Here is a 22928-nt window from a genome sequence, read left to right as displayed (position 1 = left end):
AGCTCCGAAGCGTCGGAGGAACCAGGGGCCATCTTATCATACATTGCGCGAAGCAGGAACCAATTAAAAACCTGCTAAAACCAAAAAACCCGAACAATGTTCGGGTTTTTGATGGTGGTGCCTCCAGGAATCGAACCAGGGACACAAGGATTTTCAGTCCTTTGCTCTACCAACTGAGCTAAGGCACCAGTCGTTTATAACGAGGTTGCAAATATAGAAGCATTTTTATTATTCGCAAAACTAAAAGATATAAAAATTGCTTTCGTAAATTTGCAGCTTAGAATTAAACTATGAATTTAATTGTTGACGTGGGCAACACGCTTGTCAAATTTGCTGTTTTTCAAGACGATGAAGTCGTGGAGAAGATGATTGTGGAACTTTCTGAGTTTGAAAGAACACAAGAAAAAATTTCAAAAAATCATCCAAAAATAGATAAATGTATTCTCGCATCGGTCGGGAAAGTGTCAAAAAGGGTGGTCTCTAAGCTCCAAAAACAATACAAAGTGCTCATTCTGGATTCTAATTTAAAGTTTCCATTTCAAAACCGCTATCAAACACCTAAAACCTTGGGGGTGGATCGTATGGCGCTGGTGGCGGCATCAGTAAATCAGTATCCAAATGATAATGTTTTGATTATTGATGCGGGGAGTTGTATTACTTACGATTTTAAAACTCAACAAAATGCGTATTTGGGAGGTGCAATATCACCGGGAATCCGCTTGCGCTACAAAAGCTTGCATAATTTCACGGCAAATCTTCCGTTACTAGAAACAATGATTCCGGAAACCCTCGTAGGAGACAGTACCACAGGCGCAATCCATTCGGGTGTAGTCAATGGCATAGTCAAGGAAATTGACGGCATAATTGATGAATATCAAGCAAAGTATTCAGATTTAACAGTTATTTTAACAGGAGGTGATGCCAATTTCTTGTCAAAGCAATTAAAAAATAGCATATTTGCCAACTCGAATTTTCTTTTAGAGGGTTTGAACTTTATTTTAGAATATAACACACACTAATGATAAAAAAACTTGTAATAGTTTTCATCGTCGTTTTCGCATTTCAGGCGCAGGCGCAAGACGGCTCAGCATCTCCTTATTCTTTTTACGGCATTGGAAGTCTGAAATTTAAAGGAACAGTAGAAAACAGGAGTATGGGAGGCTTAAGTTTCTTGACGGACAGTATTCATGTCAATCTCCGGAATCCGTCCGGATATGCCGGAAATAATCTTAAGATTTGGAACAATGAAAGTCGACCTGTAAAATTTACGGTGGGTGGAAGCTCAAGTAATCTCAAGCTAAAGACCGATGACGAAAGCCAAAAGGCCAACGCAACTACTTTTGACTATTTGGTACTTGCTGTTCCTATGGGGAAATTCGGAATGGGTTTTGGGTTGATTCCGTATACCTCAGTTGGCTATAAGTTGGAGTCGTCCAATACATCAGGCAACTTAGATCAACGTTATAAAGGAGAAGGCGGTTTGAATAAAGCATTTCTGGGATTTGGGTATCAAATTACGCCTAAATTGGGTATTGGTGTTGATGCCAGTTATAATTTTGGAAATATTCAAAATAGTGCGCTGCAGTTTAGATATAATAACGATCAACCACTGCAATACCATTCTAAAGAAAATAATCGTTCCAATTTGAGTGGAATAAATTTTAACTTTGGAATGAACTATAAGACCATGATAACTAAAAAACTCGAGTTGACTACGGGATTGTCGTATATGCCAAAAAGCAAGATCAACTCAGATAATGAGCGTTTCTTCTCTACGGTAGTTGTGGATCCGTTTTCAGGTCAAGAATTAATAGTAAACACCGTTGAAGCGGATTTGGATGACCAAAACTTAAGAACGACAGATTTGACCTTACCGGCCCAGTTCTCTTTTGGAGCAGGTATTGGAGCGCCACAAAAATGGTTTGCAGGTGCTGAATATAGCTTTCAGAAAACAAGCGAATTCGACAATCCAATATTTACTATTGGAAATGCTGAATTTGTGGATGCTTCTACAGTTGCAATTGGTGGATTTTATATACCAGACTACAAATCCTTTTCAAGTTACTGGAAACGAATTGTTTATCGGGCAGGTTTCCGGTTTGAAAACACAGGCCTTGAGATAAATAATCAAACAATTAATGAGTTTGGCATGTCTTTTGGGATTGGGTTACCAGTTGGAGCCGACTTCTTCTCGAATGCCAATATTGGTTTCGAGTTTGGTAAAAGAGGAACGACGAAAGCAAATTTAATTCAGGAAAACTTTATGAATTTGCAAATTAGTTTATCTTTAAACGATCAATGGTTCAAAAAACGGAAATATAACTAATAGAATAAATTTAATACGATGAAAACACGACTTACTTTAATACTTCTTGCTTTGTTCATGGGATTCAATGTCAGTTTTGCGCAGCAAGATGAAGAATGCATGCTTAACCTGACATTAATGAGTGATTATGCAAAAAGCAAAAAGTTTGACGAAGCCTATGAACCATTTATGAAGCTTCGAAACAAATGTCCAAAATTCAATTACGCCATTTATTACTATGGTGATAGAATCCTAAAAGACAAAATTGAGAGAGCATCGGGAGCTGAAAAAGTGAATTTTATTAATGATCTGATGAAGGTTTGGGATGAAGGTATTGTTAACTTTCCAAACAAGTACACAGCGGGCGGTATTCTTCAGGACAAAGCGCTGTTGAAGTATGACCACAGGGAAGCTTTAGGTTTAAGTAACAAACAGGTGTACGATGCTTTTGACGAACTTTATAAAAAGGCACCAGAAAGCTTTACCAATCCAAAAGGTTTGTATATTTATTTCTCTACCATCGTTGATATGCACAGTGCGAATGAGGTTGAGGTCTTAGACGTTTTCAATAAGTATGATGATGTCAGTGATAAAATTACCCAAGAGATTGATAACTATACTGAAAAGTTAAATCCGCTTGTTGAAAAGGAAGAAGCTGGAACTGAATTGGCGAAGAAAGAAGCACAGTATAAAAAGCAATACGAGAATTACTTGGAAAATTATGCTAAGATCTCAGGGAGTATAGACAGTAAGCTTGGAATCCTTGCAAATTGTGACGTGTTGATTCCGTTGTACACAAGAGATTTCGAGAAGTTTAAAACTGATGCTGAGTGGTTGAAGCGTGCGGTAAGCAGAATGTACAATAAAGAATGTACTGACGATCCACTTTACACCGATTTGGTTAAGGCTTATGATGAGTCGTCACCATCTGCAGATACAAAATTCTTTGTTTACAATTTATTGATGAAGCAAGGTAAAGAGAAAGAGGCAAAGCCATATTTGGACCAATCGTATGATCTTGAAAAAGACCCATTGAAAAAATCAAGATTGGCGATGCGTTTTGGAAATAGTTTAAAATCTCAAGGTAATTTTGGTGCAGCCAGAAATTATTATCAAAAGTCAGTGCAGTTAAACCCATCTAATGGTAGAGCGCATATTGAAATTGCACAAATGTATGCCGCTAGTGCAAACAATTGTGGAGACACTACCTTTAATAAAAGAGCCGTGTTCTGGTTGGCCGCTTCCGAAGCAAGAAAAGCGGGTAGAGTAGATGCCAATTTAAGATCGTATGCGGAAGGCTTGGCTGCAAATTATGAAGGAAAAGCACCACAAAGAGCTGATATTTTTACTGCCGGTAATGGTGGAGAAACAATCAGAATAGGATGCTGGATTGGTTTAAGTGTGACCGTTCCAAAAATATAAATGAACTACAAATCATCATATAATTTATTCTACATAGTCACAGCCTTTGCTGTGACTATGTTTTTTTCGTGCAAAAATAATTTTAAAGAAGTACAGCAAATTGGCATTAAGCAAAATGAACCGATTGGTGTTGCGGAAAATATGAATCTGAAATATACCGATTCGGGTCGTTTGAAAGCCAATTTGATCAGTTCGAAAATGTTGGATTTCTCAAATCGGGAATTTTCTTATAATGAGTTTCCAGATGGTGTCACCCTTTATATATATGATGAACGCGATAAAAAAAGCACCATCGTTGCAGATTATGCTATTTCGTATAACAATACTGACCTGATAGATTTGAGAGGAAATGTACTCATTACTACCGAAACTAAGGACAGCATTTTTGCCGAACAGTTATTTTATGACCAAAAACGTGATTGGGTGTTCTCCAACAAACCGGTGAAGTATATATCACCTACTAAAATAGTAACAGGCAATGCTTTCGACTCCAATCGCGATTTCACCAGTTTTGGAATAAGTGAGGTGACAAGTACCGTGTATTTGGATGACGATTCTTCACTTTAAAGTTTTTCAAAGACATTTCGCTCCTGATAAAAATAGTTTTCAATTCATCAAATGTTAAGCAAACCAGTTCGCCGAGACGTTGGTTTCAAAAAATTCATTAATTACAAATTCAGATAAATAATTGATTATCTTTGTCGCTAAATTAAAATGACCCATGAAAACGATTCATAAAGTTATTCAATACGCTTACTTATTCATTGCTGTGTTTTTTGTATACGAGTCAGTAAGATTGTGGAATGTAGAGAACGGTAAAGCAATAATGCTTTTAGTTTTCGCCCTTATGGCTGTTGGAATGTATTTCTTCAAAAAGCATTTCAGGAAAAAAATGAACAATAACCAGTAATTTATGGACAGTAATGCGCTTATCATTATTCTGTCACTTATTTTATCAGCTTTCTTTTCGGGTATGGAAATTGCCTATGTGTCATCGAATAAGATTCACATAGAAATTGCAAAAAAACAAAATGATTTTTTAGCCAAAACCCTTTCAAAACTTACCGCAAAACCTTCCAAATTTATAGCTACAATGCTTATTGGCAATAATATTGCTTTGGTAGTGTACGGATTTTTGATGGGTAAGAAATTGGTGGACTGGTTTGACACGATTTCACCAACCAATTATGGATTCGTAAACTATATGTTGAATGATTTGAGCCTTCTTACTCAAACGGTCATATCCACATTATTGATATTGTTTACCGCCGAATTCCTACCAAAGGTGTTCTTTCAGATTTATGCCAACTCGCTTCTTAAAATATTCGCACTCCCCGCGTATTTCTTTTATGGCTTGTTTTCTTGGGTGTCAGATCTTGTGATATGGATTTCTAACATGATCCTCATACGTTTCTTTAAAACCGGTAAGGAAGATGTGCAATTGGTTATGACCAAAGTGGAATTGGGTAATTATATCAGTGAGCAAATGGAATCTGTTGAAGAGCATGATGAAGTAGATAGTGAGATTCAGATTTTTCAGAATGCACTTGATTTTTCGGAGGTTAAGGCTAGGGAGGTCATGTTACCACGTACTGAAATTATTGCCGTAGATATTAACGATCCTATTAAAAACCTGAAAGCCATGTTTACATCTTCTGGCTTGTCCAAGATTTTGGTGTATAAAGATTCGGTTGATGATATTGTGGGGTACGTTCATTCTTTTGAACTGTTCAAAAAGCCTAAGGACATCAAATCTGTAGTGAGAGGTGTAGAATTTGTACCAGAGACCATGTTGGTTAAGGATGTATTAAATGTACTTACCAAAAAACGAAAAAGTATTTCTGTGGTTATTGATGAGTATGGAGGAACTTCTGGAATTATCACCGTAGAAGACATTATAGAGGAGTTGTTTGGCGAGATTGAAGATGAGCATGACACCATGGAATTGATTGAAGAGAAAATAGATGAGGATAATTATAAGTTTTCAGCACGGTTGGAAGTCGATTATATTAATGAAACCTATAAGCTAGACCTCCCTGAGGGAGAGAATTATGAAACTTTGGGCGGATTGATTGTTGATGAAACCGAAGAAATTCCACAGGTCAATGACCAAGTCCAAATAGAGAATTATCTGTTTACGATCTTAGAGGTGACCACCACGAAGATTGATTTAATAGCACTAAAGGTTTTGGATGAGGACTAGCCATTAGTTGGGCTTCATTCTCTCGGTCTTTAGTTGATAGTAGTCAGTCACCTGAAACTCTTTATTGGTTATCAGTATCCTGCAATCCTTCCTGAAAAACTATGATTTTTCACCACAAACACTCTTTCTTATCCCAACTATCATAAACAATTCAACATTAATTTAATAAAATGGAGTTCTACTTTTATTATTTGATAGAAATTGGTATTTTCGCGCACTTATATTTTCTAACTTATACAATAAAATGGCAGTTTTAAATAAAATTAGACAACGTTCTATTTTTCTCATTGTAATTATCGCGTTAGCCTTATTTGCTTTTGTACTTTCTGATTTATTCCAGAACAGTAGCGCTTTTGGAGATACGCAAGATACAATCGCCACCATTAATGGCAATGACATTAGCCGCGAGGACTTTATGAATCGGGTTGACAACATGCAGCGCCAAATGGGGCCAAGCAGTACTACAACACAAACCATGAACAGGGTTTGGGATCAGGAGTTGCGACGTGCTGTCATGGAAAATCAATTTGACGGATTAGGACTTACGGTAGAAAAGGATCAGATGAGAAACCTTTTGAGAAATAACTTTGCTGAATTTCCTGAATTTACAAATGAAGCCGGAATCTTTGACGAGAACAGATTAAATGAGTTTATAGCTAACTTAAAGGCTATCTCACCTGAGAGAGCTCAGCTTGGAAACTTTCAGATCAATTATTCTGAATGGGTAAATAATGAGGCCGCTATTGCTGTTGGTGCACAAGAACAAACTTATTTTAACTTGGTTAAAGCTGGGGTTGGTGCAACACTTGCTGAGGCAGAAGTGGAATACAATATGGAAAGTGCCACTGTTGATCTGAAATTTGTAAATGTACCTTACGCTTCAATTTCTGACAGCTTGGTCAAAGTTTCAAAATCGGAGATTTCAAGCTATATCAATAAGCACAAAAAGAAATTTGAAGTAGAGGCGTCAAGAGATATCAACTTTGTATTATTTGAAGAAGCTGCATCCTTAGACGATGAAAATGCGGTTAGAGACAATGTCGCTGCACTATTAGATACAAGAGTCGAGTATAATGAAGTGTCTAAATTGACAGATACAATCGAAGGCTTAAAAGCTACCAAAGATATTGAAGGCTTTATCAATGCAAATTCAGATGTAAAGTATACAGATAGCTATGTCACCAAAACGAGTTTACCAGACGTGGCGCAAGACAGTATCTTTAATCTAAGTGTTGGTCAATACTATGGTCCTTATAAAGATAATGGGATGTATAAAATTACAAAGGTCGTTGAAGAAAGCTTTATGCCAGATTCGGTAAAGGCAAGACATTTGTTAATTCCGTTTTTAGGATCTCGTGCCGCAGATATGGAAACTATACAAACAGAAGAAGAAGCAAAAGCTACTGCTGATAGTTTGTTGAACGTCATCAGAAGAGACCGCTCTAAATTTGTTGATTTATTGGATTTCTCTATTGATAAAGTCAGTAACGAGCAAGAAGGTGTTTTAGATTGGTACGCTTACAATGCTATGGTGCCTGAATTTAGAGATTATACTTTTGAAAACAATAAAGGTGATATGGGAGTTGTGAAAACTGATTTTGGTTTTCACGTGATTGAAATCTTAGACCAAAAAGCTAAGAAGCGTATGGTTAAAGTGGCCACATTAGCGCAAAGAATTGAGCCTTCTGAAGAAACAATTGACGATGTATTTAACAGAACATCTAAATTTGAAATTGCGCTTCAGGAAAATGACTTCCAAGATGTTGCTAAAGAAAGTGATGTTGTAGTTAGACCTGTAAATAATATTAAGGAACTTGATGAAAATATCCCTGGATTGGGAAGCCAACGAACTATTGTACGATGGGCTTTTGAGAAAGGAACGAAGGTTGGAGATTACAAGCGTTTTTCTATCCCAGGAGTTGGTTATGCGGTTGTTCAGGTAACTGGTGTCAACAAAAAAGGATTGATGACTCCAGAGGCTGCATCAGCAACGGTCATTCCAGAGATCAGAAAAGAGAAGAAAGCAAAATTAATTCGTGAGAAAATTTCGGGATCTACAGTAGATGCAGTGGCTCAAGGCCAGAATGTAGTAGCGTCAACTGCAAATGGTATCAATATGAAAAACCCAACCATTTCAGGTGCTGGTTTAGAGCCTAAAGTAGTTGGAGTTGCTTTTGGTTTGAAAGAAGGCGAAACATCTAAATTAATTGATGGTAATAAAGGGGTGTTTATGGTGGAAGTGACCAAAAAGACCGCTGCTCCTGAATTGGATAATTACCAGGCCATTGCTAACCGTTTGAATAGTTCGCAGTTGAATTCTGCACAAATTAGTGCTTATGAAGCGCTAAAGGAAGCCGCAGATATTAAGGATAACAGAGCGACTTTTTACTAGTCATTTTTAGAATATTTATAAAACAAAGGAGGTCTTTAAATTAAAGGCCTCCTTTTTTTTATCCTTTTTTTCTTTAATGATAGTGCAATCCTGCCACTGCGTCGTCGCTACCTTTTCTATAAACACATGATTTAACCCAATAACCAACACTAAATACATTAAAAGGGTTTTATCTTAACTGTTTTTAGACATGTATAGAAAGATTTTAGCAGTCTTTAATTTTAGATTTATACTGAATTTAGAGATTATTGTTTTGTAGAAATAAATATTTTAAAGGGATAAGACTTTTGTGTGATAGATCTTTTTCATAAATCTTCAGTATTAAATCTTCAACTTTTTCAGAGTTTGTTTTGTGTAACCTAAAGTCCGAATTGAATCTTAATACTTTATACCTGAAGTCTTCAATGGTGAACAAATTAAATCCTAATACTTAATACTTAATACTTCGTACTTAATACTTTCTACCTGAAGTCTTCCGTAGTGTGCAAATTGAATCTCCATACTTAATACTTAATACTTAATACTTCGTACTTAATACCTTATACCTCAATATCAAATCTACATCTTAGTGCACTATCCAATGTCTCTCGTCTATACTACAACACCATATCTCCATAAGGAATCACTGTATCAAACCCCTTCTCGTTAAAGTAGTCTTCTGGGTTGTCCTCTGATGCTGCCAATACGAAATCGCCACCCCAAGCGCCAAGACTTTTAATACTTCCGTTAAAATCTCTGAAAACTCTTTCTTTGATGGGTGTCTGTTTAAGAACTTTTGAGATAATAGTTTCGTGGCTTTGCATTAAAAACTGAAAGGTCTCCAAATTTGTGCAACTGAGCATATCGTTGGTAATGGCGTTGATTTCAGAAAGTGACTGATTAGTGTTTTCCTTATTTTTTTGATAAGCTGCAATCCCGTCTCTACTATTTTGTTTTTTATTGAGAAACACAAAATATAAATGTTTTTTAAAACCCGGATTGAAATTCCTTTCAATGACTGCTCTTTGTCCTTGTTCAAGCTGATAGGTAATTGGCACATTATGCATGGCACAGGCAATATCATAACCACTGCCTCCAAACGTGTCTTCCAATAATTTATACGGATCAATAGTTGCCCATTGGGCCGTGTTATTGATAAGGGTAGAAGAGGTGCCAAGTCCCCAGTTTCTTGGAAAGTCCAGCAGGGTCTTAACTTTAAGTCCTCCTTTATCAATTAAAAATGTGGGATTTTGGTCTTTAGCAGCTTTGAGAATTTGCAGCAACCGCTCCCTAACGGGGTGATTAAAGGTATTTGCACATGGTATTCCATTCTTAATTATAACCTCAGCCTCAAACCACAGTTTCTTATTTGCATCAAAACTTTCCCATTTTAAAATCGACTTTTCAAAAGGCTCTACCGTTAGCGATTGTCCAAATTTGGTCGGAACTGCCAAAGCGAGAGCACCATCAAGAACAAGATATTCTCCAGTAAGGAGCAGTTTGCCATTGCTATAAAATTTTTGAGATTTCAATTTGTACGGGTTGAATTTTGAATTTGATTTTTTATATCTCTACTCTTGTTTTGCTAACAACCTAAAGTTCTCCAAAGCTGTTTCAACCGCACTATGAGTTACGGTATTATTTTTAAAATGTGCAATCATTTTCTCTTTTTCATTAGGCGTGGCATTGAGTTGATTTAACATATTCATCAAATGCATCTTCATGTGGCCTTCTTGAATTCCTGTTGTGGTCAACGAACGTAAGGCGGCAAAGTTTTGTGCTAAACCTGCGGCAGCCACAATTTGCATCAATTCTTTGGCCGTGGGGTGACCCAACATTTCCAGTGCCACTTTTACCAAAGGATGTAAATTGGTCAACCCACCAACCGTACCTAATGCCAAAGGAATTTCCATCCAAAACTTAAACATCCCATTGTTTATTTCTGCATGAGACAGGCTGCTATATCTCCCGTGTCGAGCGGCGTAAGCATGTACACCAGCTTCAACAGCCCTGAAATCATTACCCGTAGCAAGAACAACGGCATCAATCCCGTTCATAATGCCTTTGTTGTGTGTCACGGCTCTATGGGGTTCTATTTCAGCAATCTTAATGGCTTGAACAAATTTATTTGCAAATTCCTTAGAAGCGTCTGAGTCATTTTGAATCAGATCTTTAATAGGACAGGACACTTCTACCTTTACCAAACAATCGGGTACATAATTGGACAAAATACTCATCACTATTTGGATGTGCTTTTCTGTGTCTGAAAAATCTGTATAATATAGGGCTTCAGTTCTGAAAGTCTTGGCAAATTGTTCTAAACAGGAATTAATGAAATTAGCGCCCATGGCATCCAAAGTTTCAAAAGTGGCATGAAGCTGATAATAATCCTTTAAATCGTCAGTCTTGTCCTTTAGTTCAATATCCAGAATGCCACCACCGCGTTTCTCCATACTTTTAGTGAGTTTTTGGGTGTCCTCAATAAGCTTCGGTTTTACACTGGTGAAGAACTTTTGGAGTTTACTGAAACTTCCATGATACATAAAATGAACCTGTCCAATTTTTGTGGTTGAAATCACTTCTGTTTTAAATCCGCCACGATCCAACCAAAACTTCGCTGCATTACTAGCTGCGGCCACAACCGAACTCTCTTCAATGGCCATGGGTATGGTGTATAACTTACCATTTATTAAAAAGTTGGGTGCAACCCCAAAAGGTAAATAGTAATTGGTGATGGTGTTTTCAATAAACTCATCATGAAGCTGTTGAAGCTTTTGGTCCGTGTTCCAATATTGTTTGATGGCTTGTTTTGCGGCTTCAGAATCTTTAAAATAGGTGTTGGTAATCCATTCAATTTTATCTAATTTGGATAGTTTTGAGAAGCCGTCTATTGGTTTGCGCATAAGAAGTGTTTATAAATACAAAGATACTATTCTTGTCATGATTATAAAGTTACAAATTATAGCTTTGTGCTTTTAACTATTAAAGGTTAGTGTTTTTGCATTATTTTCACTAAACTTGACAGCATTTTATCAAAAAATAAATCCCTTAATGAAGTATTTAAAAAGCACCTTGTTTGTCTGCTTCCTGGTAACTGTTTTAGCCTCAGCCCAAAACAAGGAAATCACTCTTGATGCCATCTGGAATGGCACTTTTAGAACCGAAGGAATGCAGTCTTTGCACTCCATGAATAATGGAAAACATTATGCCGTTTTAAATTTTAAGCAAGGTTCAACGGCCATAGATGTTTATGATTATAAAACCCTAACCAAAGTTCAGACTTTAGTGAATTCAGCTGACTTGGATGCAATATCACAATTCTCGGATTACACTTTTAGTGCAGACGAGAGTAAAATTATTTTGGCCACCGAGGTTGAGCCAATCTTTCGCCGTTCAACTTTAGGGGTATTTTATGTTTATGATATCAAAACAAAAAGCTTAACTAAAATTTCCGATGAAAAGATACAGGAACCAACCTTATCTCCTGATGGAAAGAAGGTAGCTTATGGCTTTGAAAATAACTTGTACATCAGAGATTTGGAAAGTGGCCAAATTATCCAAATCACCTCTGATGGCGAAAGGAATAAAATCATAAATGGTATTACCGATTGGGTGTACGAAGAAGAATTTGCTTTTGTACGTGCCTTTGAATGGAATGCGGACGGCACTTATTTGGCTTTTATCCGATTTGATGAGACCGAAGTTCCAGAGTTCTCAATGGACGTTTATGGACAGGGGCTGTATCCGGAACAAGAGGTCTTCAAATATCCTAAAGCAGGTGAAGCCAATGCGCTGGTCTCACTTCATATTTATGATTTGAAATCGGATAAAATCAAGGATGTGCAACTCTCAAAACCGTATTCTGATTTTTACATTCCGCGTATTGAATGGACCAATGACGCCAACATCCTTAGCGCACAATATACCAATAGACATCAAAATGAACTCGATTTATGGATGATTAGCGCCGATAATATGAGTTCAAAATTGGTGCTTGCAGAAAAAGATAAGGCCTATATCGATGTGACCGATAATTTGACTTTTTTAAAGGATAACAGTTTTATATGGACCTCGGAAGCCGATGGCTACAATCATATTTATCACTATTCCAAAGATGGTCAATTGATCAATCAGGTGACTCAAGGTCCCTGGGAAGTCACCAATTATTATGGATTTGACGAAAAGAACAATACGGTATTTTATCAGTCTGTAGAAAATGGCTCCATCAATAGAGATGTCTATTCGATCAGAATAAATGGGAAGAACAAAAAACGCCTGACTCAAAATGAAGGCACCAACTCAGCCGATTTTAGCGCAGATTTCACCTACTTCATCAATACGTTTTCAAGTGCAACAGAGGCACCCCAATATACATTGCATACTGCGAAAAATGGAAAACTGGTTAAAGTCATCAAAGAGAACATTGCGTTAGAGAAAAAACTGGATGCTTATGATCTTCCTAAAAAGGAATTTAGCACAATTGCCATTAACGGAAACGACCTAAACATGTGGATGATCAAGCCAACCGACTTTGATGCTTCCAAAACCTATCCGTTATTTATGTTTCAATACTCTGGCCCAGGGTCGCAATCGGTTAAGAATGCATGGCACAGTGCCAACGATTACTGGTATTACTTTTTAGCCCAAAAAGGGTATATCGTGGCCTGTGTGGATGGTAGAGGTACCGGATTTAAAGGTGCCGATTTCAAAAAGGTAACACAAAATGAATTGGGTAAATATGAAGTAGAAGACCAAATTGATGCCGCAAAGCAATTAGGTGCGAGAAACTACATTGATCAGGACCGAATAGGAATATGGGGGTGGAGTTACGGCGGATTTATGAGCAGCAACGCACTATTTAAAGGTAATGATGTTTTTAAAATGGCCATTGCAGTAGCGCCGGTAACCAGCTGGAGGTATTATGACACCATTTATACGGAGCGTTATATGACCACACCTCAAGAAAATCCTACTGGCTATGACGACAATTCTCCAATATTTCATGTGGACAAATTAAAAGGTAATTTTTTATTGATCCATGGATCAGCCGATGACAACGTCCATGTTCAGAATACCATGCAAATGGTAGAAGCTTTGATTCAGGCTAATAAACAGTTTGAATGGATGATCTATCCTGATAAAAACCATGGTATTTATGGTGGAAATACCCGATTGCATTTATACACCAAAATGACTAACTATATTAAAGACAACCTATAAAAATTAAATTTTATGAGTCAAGAGAGAGACCCAGGATTAATTGCCCATCTTGCTAAACAAGGTGTAGATGATAAAATGGTAATGGGACATCCTGCCGGATTGTTTATATTATTTTTTACTGAAATGTGGGAACGTTTCAGTTACTACGGAATGCGAGCGTTATTAACCGTATTCTTAATAACAGAAATAAGCAAAGGTGGCTGGGAGTGGAGCAATGCCGATGCTATGCAATTATACTAGTGTTTATCCATTTCATTGTGCAACTTTAAAATCTGTAAATGTAGATTATTTACGATATAGAGTGCCTCACAAAAATTAATATACTATTTTTAAAACCTAAACGAAACAATATCTTATGGCAACAACCGTATCTCAACCCAAAAATCGCAAAGAAATTTTTGGGCATCCAGCAGGTCTTTTTATACTATTTTTCACTGAAATGTGGGAGCGCTTCTCATACTATGGGATGCGGGGAATTCTGGTGTTATATATCGCTACTTCTGCCACAGCAATAGACCCAGGATTAGGGTGGAGTAATAAAGATGCGATTTGGCTCTATGGCTGGTATACGATGTTGGTGTATGTGGCTTCGATTCCTGGAGGTTGGATTGCCGATAAATTTTTAGGACAAAAGAAAACCGTGCTCTTCGGAGGACTGTTACTTTGTTTTGGACATGGTATCTTGGCAATTCCCCAAGATTGGGCGTTTTTCACTGGTCTTATTCTCATAATATTGGGTGTTGGTGGATTAAAACCGAACATCTCAACCATGGTGGGTGGCCTATACCAAGAAGGCGATATCAGACGCGATAGTGGCTTTACCATTTTTTATATCGGCATTAATATTGGTGCCTTCTTGGCCAGTATTACTGTTGGTTTTGTGGCCTATTATTACGGATGGCATTATGGGTTTGGGCTTGCAGGCATTGGAATGCTGATTGGCCAAATTGTTTTTGTTTGGGGACAGAAATTTCTGAAAGGCGTTGGCGAGTTTTCTGGAGGGGAATCGGCAAGTGAAGCAGAAAAATTAGCCCGGAAAAAACCGCTCAGTAAAATTGAGAAAGATCGTGTAGTCGTATTGCTTATTTCGTTTTTGATTGTTATTGTTTTTTGGGGTGCTTTTGAGCAAGCTGGAGGATTGATGAATCTTTATACAGACTCCAAAGTTGATCGAACTGTTGGATTGAGCTGGTTGGAAGAAATTCCGGCCGCCGTATTCCAATCCTTAAACGCAGGATACATTATCATTTTCGGAACTGTCGTAGGTAGTTTCTGGATTTGGTGGAAAAAGAAAGGTAGAGAATCGTCGTCTTTATTTAAAATGGCCGTTGGAACTATCATCATGGGCTTAGGGTTTGTTTTTATGATGTTCGCATCAAAAGAGGCGAGTGCTGAAGCTTTTGGGAAAGCCGCCATGTTTTGGATCTTTTTGGCCTACCTATTCCATACCATTGGAGAATTATGCACCTCTCCGGTTTCCTTATCATTTATCACCAAATTAGCACCACTGAAATATGCGTCCATCATGATGGGAGTTTATTTTGCAGCAACAGGTTTTGGAAATCGATTGGCAGGAAGTATTGGTTCGTCTTCACAATTGGAACCGTTTCAAGGTGAAATGATCGTGAGCAAACAGGAAATTCTCCCGTTTATTTCTAAGGATTCCATGAAAATAAGAAATCAGGAAAAGAAAATTGTCACCATTTATGATTACCCAATCAATGAGGATAAAAACTTTAGTATCAAAGCAGAAGTTTTCGCCGAGAATGACCAAGTCATCTATAAAGAGATAAATAGTGGCACTACACTAAACAATCTTTTTGAACTATCTCAGAAACCCGACGCAAATACTGACGAGCTATTGGAAACTCTTAAGGAAGATGGAATCACGGCTTCAAATCCGTACCACGCTAGGTTGGTTTTTGAAAAGGATAAGGACAAAGCACAGAATTTAGAGAATAAAGGTGATGGGAAAGATTACGGGGTGTCCTTTGTTTTAGAAGAAGATCAAAGTGCGCAAGAGTATGCTACGTTTATGTGGTTGACCATTTTTACCGTAGCTTTTGGTCTGTTGCTGATTGTGTTCTTGAAAAAGCTTAAAAAACTGACCCATGGTGCTGAAGACCATGAACATGAAATCAAGGACAATGAACCTTTTGAACTTGCAGACCCAGATATTAACAACTAATTATATAGTATAGCATATTATGAATACTGATATTGAAAATCTCTTTAAAGACACGGTTCTCGGACATCCTATAGGCTTATTTATTCTCTTCTTTACAGAAATGTGGGAACGCTTTTCCTTCTATGGAATGCGTATTCTTTTAATCTTGTTTTTAACTGCACCGTTAGTGAGCGATAATCCAGGTTGGGATTGGCCACGTGAACACGCGCTTTCATTAATTGGTACCTATGCGTCACTTTTATATTTAACGCCTATTATTGGCGGATGGATTGCTGATAAATGGACGGGTTACCGATTAGCCGTTGTTATAGGCTGTATCATTATGACCCTGGGTCATGCCGCTATGGCATTGGAAACAACAATGTCTTTTTATTTAGGTTTGGCCTTATTAGTGCTCGGAACTGGGTTTTTTAAACCAAATATTACGTCCATCATCTCCGAAATGTACAAAACCAGAGAGTCTAAAAAGGACGGTGCCTACACCATTTTTTACATGGGGGTCAATGCTGGTGCTTTCTTTGGAATGATGCTTTGCGGATATCTGGCTGAGAATTACGGATGGGCCTACGGCTTTGGTCTTGCCGGAATTTTTATGTTATTGGGAATGCTGCAATTCTTATTGGCACATAAAATATTTGGAAAAATAGGTGCGGTTCCATCTAAGAAAATTGATGTGGTGCTGCATGATGCCGAGGATATTACCGATCCGGAAGTTATAAAGGATGAAGTTGAGGCCGCTTCAAAATTGAACCCTTTTACCACTTTTGATAAAGTACTTATCGCCTTATCATCAGTTGGAGGATTATTTTATTTGTTTAATGATCCCATTGAGAAAATAGGCGGAAGCACCATGTTACCTTTTGAGTTTATGGGAATGAGTGGCTCAAATTTGGTTGTTATTGCTGCGCTAATTCTCTTTCTAATAGTGCTGGTCATGCGGATTTCTCGATATATTCCAATTGTGAGAGATCGTTTGGTTGCAGTTTCGATATTTGCGTTGTTCACCGTTTTCTTTTTCGCGTTTTTTGAGCAATCTCTCGGTTCGATGACCTTGTTTGCCAGTGATTATACCAATCGTGACTTAGCTGGGAATACGGCCACTGTTTTTAAGATTGTTGACGGCTTGTTGACCACCATACCACTCATCATTATCACTTATGTTATTTTCTTAATCTTCAAAAAAACCTTTACCAAAATTGGGGCTTCAAATGTCGTGCTAGGGATTGCCTTTCTATGTTTATGGATTCTTGTTATTTACCGTATTTACGACAAATCCTTTTCAGAAGAGTTGAAAGTTGATGCCACATGGTTCGGCATTTTAAACTCTTTCTTTATTATTACACTTGCGCCCCTTTTCTCAAAATGGTGGGAAAGTAAATACAATCCGAGTGCTGCAATGAAGTATGCTATAGGATTGATACTTTTAGGAGTAGGATTTGGAGTTTTGGCTTATGGCGCTTCAGATATTCCGTCGGGAGCAAGAACGGCTTCTGTAAGTATGATCTTTTTGATTCTGGCCTATTTGTTCCACACAATGGGCGAACTTTGTTTATCGCCATTAGGATTGTCATATTTAAGTAAATTGGTGCCAGCACGTATGATAGGATTTATGTTTGGGGTTTGGTACCTGGCCATCGCCGTGGGCCAAAAACTTGCAAATACCATGGGTGGGATGATTGATAAGATTTCTGCAGAGTATTCTTTGGGGACTTTCTTTTTGATATTTGCCGTCATTCCTATTGCCGTTGGATTCGTGTCAATGGTACTGAATCCTGTACTCAAAAAACTAATGCACGGCGTGCGCTAATCGAAAAATTTGTTAAATAAACGTCAAATGCTCCAACTTTGGAGCATTTTTTGTAGTTTCCACTTAGATTTGTAAAAAAATAATTAGAATGAAAAAGTTAGCATTTATAGGGGTCTTGACATTATTAATGGCCTTTAACGGTGTCGCACAAGAAATAAATTGGATTACTTTTGAAGAGGCCTTGGAGCTTCAAAAAAAAGCACCTAAAAAAATAATGATGGATGTCTATACCAATTGGTGTGGGCCGTGTAAAATGTTGGATAGGAATACCTTCCAAAATCCTGATGTTGCCAAATATGTCAACGCTAATTACTATGCCGTAAAATTTAATGGTGAGGGTAATGAAGTTGTCAAATACAAAGGCAAGACCTATTCTAATAAGGGCTATAAACCAGAAATGACCAGCCGCCGAAATAGTGTACACGATTTAACCTATGCTTTCCAGGTAAACGCCTATCCAACCATCATGTTTTTTGATGAAAACGGCGATATTATAACACCCCTTAGAGGCTATCAAAATCCGCAACAACTGGAATTATACCTTAAAATGTTCCTGAATGATAAGCACAAGGAAATGGAAACCCAAGAAGATTTCAACGCCTACCATACCGCGTTTGAACCTCAGTTTAAAGGGTAGAAAGAAATTACTAAGGGCTCTTAAATAGAAGTTCTCATTTGTGAAATACAGTAGGTTTCCTTTTACTTTTAAGTCAAATTCTTAAAATATAGAGTTACCCTTTTTGCTGGTTATGTGAAAAGGGTTTTTTCTTATTTGGGGCTGAGAAGTCTCTGCGTAAATCTGCGAAATCTGCGGGAAACACAAACACATCTTCGAAAATCTTCAGGAGGCAGAATGACATTGGAATTATGGTTCTCTCAGCACAAACGCACCATCTCTCCCCGTAGAATGAAATGTGATATTTTGTTTCATACAACTTCGTTCCCATCGCTCAAAATAGCTTTTGTAATTGCTGCCGTCAGCAATAATCACTATGGGTTTTACGGAATCCAATAGACGGTTTAGGTTTATTTTTGGTGAACTTCTCAAAATCACGATCTCGGGATGGAGATTTGGAACCCTGTAAACACCTAAACTGTCAACTATTAAAATTCTTTTCGTTCCGAAGATATAGATGTCTTCTATGCTGTGATGCTTTATATTTTTTATGGCATTGCCAATTTTATAATTTCTGATCACATTATCAGTGACTGAAGTGATGCTGTCAAAATTATGCGATACAGTCAAAGTGGTATTTGATTTTAACCCAATAAGACTTTGTCTGCTTTTGTGAAAGACCACAAACTCTTCAGTCTGATTCATTTTTTCTTCAAAAATTAATACCGATTGAAAAGTTAATACTGCAAACATGGCCATCGTTAAGCGTTTGAAAACTGGCTTTTTGAATACAGAAACTAAGGTTACTATAACCAAGTAGGCAGTAAGTACTTGAAGTAAGCTAAAGCTCAGGTCTGAAAAAACAAACCGCTCTTGAAGAGACACCCACTGTATGAAGTTGTTCATTACGCTTATAATGCCGCCATAAATATCGGCAAACCAGAATGGTAGTATATTTACCGAGGCCATTAGAATAATCAGAATACCCATCCCCAGAATAAATCCTAAGAAAGGAATAATAACCAGATTGGATATAAAGAACAAGCCAGGAAATTGATGGAAATAAAACAAACTAATAGGCACGACGCCAAATTGGGCTGCTAAGGTTACCGTAAATATATCCCATAGTTTTTTCACAGGCTTTAATTTTGGTTGCCATAAGCGTTCCAGCAAGGGTTGAAAACTTACAATGGCAATTACTGCCAAATAGCTCATCTGAAATCCCACGTCAAATAAGAACATTGGCTTAAAAAGCAAAAGGATAAACATAGAAATGGCCAGCGTATTAAATATGTTGGTAGATCGCTTTAAATTCATTCCAATGGCAACAACACTAAACATAGTTACCGCTCGGGTTACTGATGCTGATAAACCCGCAACCACTGCAAAGCCCCATAAAATCAGCAAAATCAAAGCAATCTTTATGGTTTTTCCGTTTTTGAGATATTCCAAAGGTCTGAACAATGAATTGAGAAGCAGCAATACAATACCCACATGAAGTCCCGAAACTGCCAAAATATGAACTGCGCCCGCCCTGGAGTAACTATTGTAGATTTCAGGGCTGATGTCTTGTCGTTGGCCCAGCAATAGGGCATTTATTAAAGCTAGCTCGTCAGGTTTGAAATTATAGGATTTTAACTTTGAATTGATATGATTTCGCAACTGTGCTGCGTGCCCAAAAATCGTATTCGTGTGTGAAGAAACGAGAAATAGCTCAGCTCTACTCGTGAAAATTTGGTGATAGATATATTGTTTTTGAAGATATCTTTTATAATCGAATTGATTAGGATTAATTGGCGGATTTAAGTCGGATAGTGGTGAAGTAGTTACAAAAATAGCATCCACTTTAATCGGTATGGCCACACTGTCTTTTTCAACATTTAAAAGTGTCTTTCCAACAAGCTGCTGATCATTAATATTGAGAATGTCCACAGTATATTTATCGTGATACACGCTTGGTTTGAGCACCTCTCTAACTTGAAAATATAGCGTTTTTATCGTGTCGTTTGCAGGATCAATATGTTGCGTGTAGTGGTTTTTGAAGGAGCTTTGATCATGGAGCTGATAACTCAAATTCCCCAGTCCAATAAACGTGAAAATAGTCAGCAACCCGAATCCAAAAGATTTTACCAAACGTTTTTTTTCACCAACCAGAAATGCGGCTAGAGCTAAAATTAAGGTTGCAGTAAGCGCTAAGCTATAAACAAATGGGGTGTCAAAATAATGCGCCAAAAGAATGCCTATTATAAGGCAGAGGGTAAGCTTGATAATCGCAAAATTCAGTAACTTCATGAATCTAAGTTACTAAAAATAAGGACTATAAAACACGTCTTGCCTGTACGAAGGCGAAGTACCAATATTTTTCTGCAAGATTTGAAACCATCACTCCATTACTGGTACTAGCGTGTATAAACTCAACGTTCCCATTATAGGCTTCTGTTACAATGCCCACATGGTTGACCTTTCTACTGTTTTTTCGGGTTGCAAAAAACAATAGATCCCCTTTAGTCACTTGTTTTAGGTCAATCCAATCGCCAGTTGTTGACAGGTCTCCGGTAGTTCTTGGCAACGAAATATTCTCACTGTTGAAAGAGGTTACTATTAACCCAGAGCAATCCATGCCTTTTCTTGTAGTGCCACCATATTTGTATTTTACGCCATCAAATTTGAGGGCGTAATCGACGACTTTATCGGCTTGTGGATTGAAAGATGTTGAAGCTGATTTTCGAGAACGTGACTCAATTTTTACGGACTTTGATTTTGTGGTCGCGACTTTTTTAGATGATTTACAGCTGCTAAAAGTGATCAGTAAAAGAAGGAGTAGGGCAATCTTTTTCATTTTGAAGAATGGTAAATTTTTTATAAAAATATTAATTTATTACAACTTTGAGCAAAATGTGTGTAATTTAGTTGTTATAGCTGCTATATGACGCGCCTTGCCTGCACAAAGGTCAAATGCCAATATTTTTCTGCCATATTAGAAACAATTACGCCCTTATTGACACTGGCATGGATAAACTCTACAAATCCATCCGCTGCCGTCGTAACAATTCCGACATGGCTAATGGACTTACTGTTTTTACGGGTGGCAAAAAATAATAAATCGCCTTTACTGACCTCTTTTAAATCAATTAAACTACCCGTATTTGCCATATCTCTTGAGATTCTCGGCAAAGTAATGTTTTCGCTGTTAAAAGTAGTAACAACCAATCCGGAACAATCCATGCCCTCTAACGTTGTTCCGCCACGTTTGTATTTTACACCATCAAACGCAAAAGCATAGTCTACAATCCTGCTGGCTTTTGTATGGATAGACTTTGGAAGTTCACTTGAAATATTCAGGCTAATTGGTGCTACATCCACAGGGTTTAATGTAATAGACTTGACATCAACAGGCAGAATAGGCTTGGTGGCACACAATAGCGAATTTGATTCAGGTTGCCTTGTTTTAGATGTGGTCATCGCTATTTCCTTAGTTGAAGTGCAGCTGCTAAATGCGATGAATAAAAGAAGGCATAAGACAATCTTCTTCATAAGGTCAAAATCATTCTATTAATAAAAATAATCGTAGTTGTTAATTGAGTTCTATCAACATGTTCAATAAACGATGATCGAATTTCTAAAGTATAAAGTTTCTCTAAAAATTACTGTACTTTATCTTTTTTCACCTCTTGATAAATTAATTTTGCCGTGTTTTCGCTCGCCCCTTTTCCTCCTAATTTCTTTTCTAATTGAAAGTACTCCATAAAAAGCGTCTCTCTTTTTTCGGGTCGTAAGATATCCTGCAATTCCTTTTTGAGACGTTTGGAATTAAAATCACCCTGAATCAATTCGGTGACAACAGGTTTGTCCATGATGAGATTGACCAGGGAAATATACTTTAAATTAATAACCCGTTTCGCAATTTGATAAGACATCCAGCTTCCCTTATAACACACCACTTCTGGCACTTTAAACAAAGCAGTTTCTAAAGTTGCCGTTCCAGAAGTAACCAATGCTGCGGTAGCTAAGCTTAAAAGATCATAAGTTTTATTGTTGACAAAAGAGACATTTTCTTTTTTAATAAAGCCTCTATAAAATTCATAATCTTGACTAGGGGCACCAGCAATAACAAATTGATAGTCTTCAAAATCTTTGACAATGCTTAACATTACCGCAAGCATCTTGCGTATTTCCTGCTTTCTGCTTCCCGGTAATAAGGCAATGATTGGTTTGTCTGAGAGGCCGCGTTTGGCTCTAAACTCATATTCACTCACTTGATGCCTATCGGCAATCGCGTCAATTAACGGGTGTCCAACAAATTCAACAGGATATTGATGTTTGTCTTCATAAAACGCTTTCTCGAAAGGCAAGATGACGTACATTTTATCAACATCACGTTTGATGGCGTGAATTCTATTTTCTTTCCAGGCCCAAATTTGAGGGGAAATATAATAGTGGGTTTTGTAGCCTTTCTGTTTTGCCCATTTGGCAATGCGTAAGTTAAAGCCCGGATAGTCAATAAATATCAGGGCATCCGGATTGTAACGTTCAATATCAGTTTTACAAAAGCTAAGGTTTTTGGTAATGGTCCTTAAATTCATAACCACTTCCAAAAAGCCCATGAAAGCCAAATCACGATAATGTTTTACAAGCTTAGGGCTAACAGCCTCCATCAAATCACCTCCCCAAAATCTGAATTGCGCGTTGACATCTTGTTTTTGCAGTGCTTTCATGAGGTTGGCACCATGTAAATCTCCAGAGGCCTCGCCAGCAATGATGTAGTATTTCATTTTTTAAGAATCGTAATTTTTAGG

At 37.5% G+C, this 22928-nt stretch carries 16 protein-coding genes, 1 tRNA gene and 1 pseudogene; 11 read left to right on the top strand and 7 right to left on the bottom strand.

Translation table 11 applies throughout. The annotated features are described in order from the left end of the window. Nucleotides 1-112 precede the first annotated feature (112 nt). Nucleotides 113-188, bottom strand: a tRNA-Phe gene (locus H3Z82_RS12150). Between the two features lie 102 nt (nt 189-290). Here H3Z82_RS12150 and H3Z82_RS12145 point away from each other — a divergent pair. The 6 genes from H3Z82_RS12145 to H3Z82_RS12120 all read left to right on the top strand — a co-directional run bounded on the left by H3Z82_RS12145 (nt 291) and on the right by H3Z82_RS12120 (nt 8322). Beyond that, nucleotides 291-1019: a type III pantothenate kinase gene (locus H3Z82_RS12145; protein ID WP_182205782.1), complete on the top strand. Its 729-nt coding sequence runs from the start codon at nt 291-293 to the stop codon at nt 1017-1019. Next, on the top strand, nt 1019-2326 hold the full coding sequence (locus H3Z82_RS12140; protein WP_182205781.1) for a hypothetical protein: 1308 nt from the start codon (nt 1019-1021) through the stop codon (nt 2324-2326). The genes H3Z82_RS12145 and H3Z82_RS12140 overlap by 1 nt, the downstream gene beginning before the upstream one ends. 18 nt (nt 2327-2344) lie before the next feature. Then, a complete protein-coding gene (locus H3Z82_RS12135; protein WP_182205780.1) occupies nt 2345-3727 on the top strand; it encodes a tetratricopeptide repeat protein in 1383 nt (460 codons plus the stop codon). Continuing rightward, nucleotides 3728-4294: an LPS export ABC transporter periplasmic protein LptC gene (lptC, locus tag H3Z82_RS12130; RefSeq protein WP_182205779.1), complete on the top strand. Its 567-nt coding sequence runs from the start codon at nt 3728-3730 to the stop codon at nt 4292-4294. It abuts the gene before it with no gap. 346 nt (nt 4295-4640) lie between these two features. Beyond that, nucleotides 4641-5930, top strand: a complete 1290-nt coding sequence (locus H3Z82_RS12125; protein ID WP_182205778.1) for a hemolysin family protein — start codon at nt 4641-4643, stop codon at nt 5928-5930. A 244-nt stretch (nt 5931-6174) separates the two neighbouring features. Continuing rightward, nucleotides 6175-8322: a peptidylprolyl isomerase gene (locus H3Z82_RS12120; protein ID WP_182205777.1), complete on the top strand. Its 2148-nt coding sequence runs from the start codon at nt 6175-6177 to the stop codon at nt 8320-8322. Between the two features lie 596 nt (nt 8323-8918). Here the strand turns inward: H3Z82_RS12120 and H3Z82_RS12115 are convergent. Both H3Z82_RS12115 and H3Z82_RS12110 read right to left on the bottom strand, forming a co-directional pair. Further along, nucleotides 8919-9833 (bottom strand): GYDIA family GHMP kinase, encoded by a 915-nt coding sequence (locus H3Z82_RS12115; protein WP_182205776.1) that lies wholly within the window; start codon nt 9831-9833, stop codon nt 8919-8921. A gap of 39 nt (nt 9834-9872) precedes the next feature. Beyond that, on the bottom strand, nt 9873-11204 hold the full coding sequence (locus H3Z82_RS12110) for a hydroxymethylglutaryl-CoA reductase, degradative (RefSeq protein ID WP_182205775.1): 1332 nt from the start codon (nt 11202-11204) through the stop codon (nt 9873-9875). A gap of 148 nt (nt 11205-11352) precedes the next feature. Between H3Z82_RS12110 and H3Z82_RS12105 the strand changes: the two genes are divergently transcribed. From H3Z82_RS12105 to H3Z82_RS12085, 5 genes and pseudogenes are all read left to right on the top strand, one after another. Beyond that, nucleotides 11353-13521 carry a S9 family peptidase gene (locus H3Z82_RS12105; RefSeq protein ID WP_182205774.1) on the top strand — a complete coding sequence of 723 codons (2169 nt, stop codon included), beginning with the start codon at nt 11353-11355 and terminating at the stop codon, nt 13519-13521. A 75-nt stretch (nt 13522-13596) separates the two neighbouring features. After that, nucleotides 13597-13758: pseudogene (locus H3Z82_RS12100) on the top strand (peptide MFS transporter); the annotation flags it as partial. A 118-nt stretch (nt 13759-13876) separates the two neighbouring features. After that, nucleotides 13877-15709, top strand: coding sequence for a peptide MFS transporter (locus H3Z82_RS12095; protein ID WP_182205773.1), 1833 nt, complete (start codon nt 13877-13879; stop codon nt 15707-15709). A gap of 19 nt (nt 15710-15728) precedes the next feature. Further along, on the top strand, nt 15729-17516 hold the full coding sequence (locus tag H3Z82_RS12090) for a peptide MFS transporter (RefSeq protein WP_182205772.1): 1788 nt from the start codon (nt 15729-15731) through the stop codon (nt 17514-17516). An 88-nt stretch (nt 17517-17604) separates the two neighbouring features. Next, a complete protein-coding gene (locus H3Z82_RS12085; protein ID WP_182205771.1) occupies nt 17605-18153 on the top strand; it encodes a thioredoxin family protein in 549 nt (182 codons plus the stop codon). Between the two features lie 228 nt (nt 18154-18381). Here the strand turns inward: H3Z82_RS12085 and H3Z82_RS12080 are convergent, their stop codons facing one another. The 4 genes from H3Z82_RS12080 to lpxB all read right to left on the bottom strand — a co-directional run bounded on the left by H3Z82_RS12080 (nt 18382) and on the right by lpxB (nt 22904). Further along, the gene (locus H3Z82_RS12080; protein ID WP_182205770.1) at nt 18382-20424 is read right to left on the bottom strand and encodes a ComEC/Rec2 family competence protein; all 2043 of its coding nucleotides are present in this window, start codon (nt 20422-20424) and stop codon (nt 18382-18384) included. 25 nt (nt 20425-20449) lie between these two features. Beyond that, the gene (locus tag H3Z82_RS12075) at nt 20450-20971 is read right to left on the bottom strand and encodes a C40 family peptidase (RefSeq protein WP_182205769.1); all 522 of its coding nucleotides are present in this window, start codon (nt 20969-20971) and stop codon (nt 20450-20452) included. A gap of 83 nt (nt 20972-21054) precedes the next feature. Then, nucleotides 21055-21666: a C40 family peptidase gene (locus tag H3Z82_RS12070; RefSeq protein ID WP_182205768.1), complete on the bottom strand. Its 612-nt coding sequence runs from the start codon at nt 21664-21666 to the stop codon at nt 21055-21057. A 110-nt stretch (nt 21667-21776) separates the two neighbouring features. After that, a complete protein-coding gene (gene lpxB / locus H3Z82_RS12065) occupies nt 21777-22904 on the bottom strand; it encodes a lipid-A-disaccharide synthase (RefSeq protein ID WP_182205767.1) in 1128 nt (375 codons plus the stop codon). Between the last annotated feature and the right edge of the window lie 24 nt (nt 22905-22928).

Source organism: Gelidibacter maritimus, from assembly GCF_014062315.1.
Lineage (GTDB): Bacteria > Bacteroidota > Bacteroidia > Flavobacteriales > Flavobacteriaceae > Gelidibacter > Gelidibacter maritimus.
This window is presented reverse-complemented; position numbering and strand designations above follow the sequence as displayed.

Coding starts and splice junctions, on each gene's coding strand:
- H3Z82_RS12145 (WP_182205782.1), top strand. CDS start 291: ATGAATTTAATTGTTGACGTGGGCAACACGCTTGTCAAATTTGCTGTT.
- H3Z82_RS12140 (WP_182205781.1), top strand. CDS start 1,019: ATGATAAAAAAACTTGTAATAGTTTTCATCGTCGTTTTCGCATTTCAG.
- H3Z82_RS12135 (WP_182205780.1), top strand. CDS start 2,345: ATGAAAACACGACTTACTTTAATACTTCTTGCTTTGTTCATGGGATTC.
- lptC (WP_182205779.1), top strand. CDS start 3,728: ATGAACTACAAATCATCATATAATTTATTCTACATAGTCACAGCCTTT.
- H3Z82_RS12125 (WP_182205778.1), top strand. CDS start 4,641: ATGGACAGTAATGCGCTTATCATTATTCTGTCACTTATTTTATCAGCT.
- H3Z82_RS12120 (WP_182205777.1), top strand. CDS start 6,175: ATGGCAGTTTTAAATAAAATTAGACAACGTTCTATTTTTCTCATTGTA.
- H3Z82_RS12110 (WP_182205775.1), bottom strand. CDS start 11,204: ATGCGCAAACCAATAGACGGCTTCTCAAAACTATCCAAATTAGATAAA.
- H3Z82_RS12105 (WP_182205774.1), top strand. CDS start 11,353: ATGAAGTATTTAAAAAGCACCTTGTTTGTCTGCTTCCTGGTAACTGTT.
- H3Z82_RS12095 (WP_182205773.1), top strand. CDS start 13,877: ATGGCAACAACCGTATCTCAACCCAAAAATCGCAAAGAAATTTTTGGG.
- H3Z82_RS12090 (WP_182205772.1), top strand. CDS start 15,729: ATGAATACTGATATTGAAAATCTCTTTAAAGACACGGTTCTCGGACAT.
- H3Z82_RS12085 (WP_182205771.1), top strand. CDS start 17,605: ATGAAAAAGTTAGCATTTATAGGGGTCTTGACATTATTAATGGCCTTT.
- H3Z82_RS12080 (WP_182205770.1), bottom strand. CDS start 20,424: ATGAAGTTACTGAATTTTGCGATTATCAAGCTTACCCTCTGCCTTATA.
- H3Z82_RS12075 (WP_182205769.1), bottom strand. CDS start 20,971: ATGAAAAAGATTGCCCTACTCCTTCTTTTACTGATCACTTTTAGCAGC.
- H3Z82_RS12070 (WP_182205768.1), bottom strand. CDS start 21,666: ATGAAGAAGATTGTCTTATGCCTTCTTTTATTCATCGCATTTAGCAGC.
- lpxB (WP_182205767.1), bottom strand. CDS start 22,904: ATGAAATACTACATCATTGCTGGCGAGGCCTCTGGAGATTTACATGGT.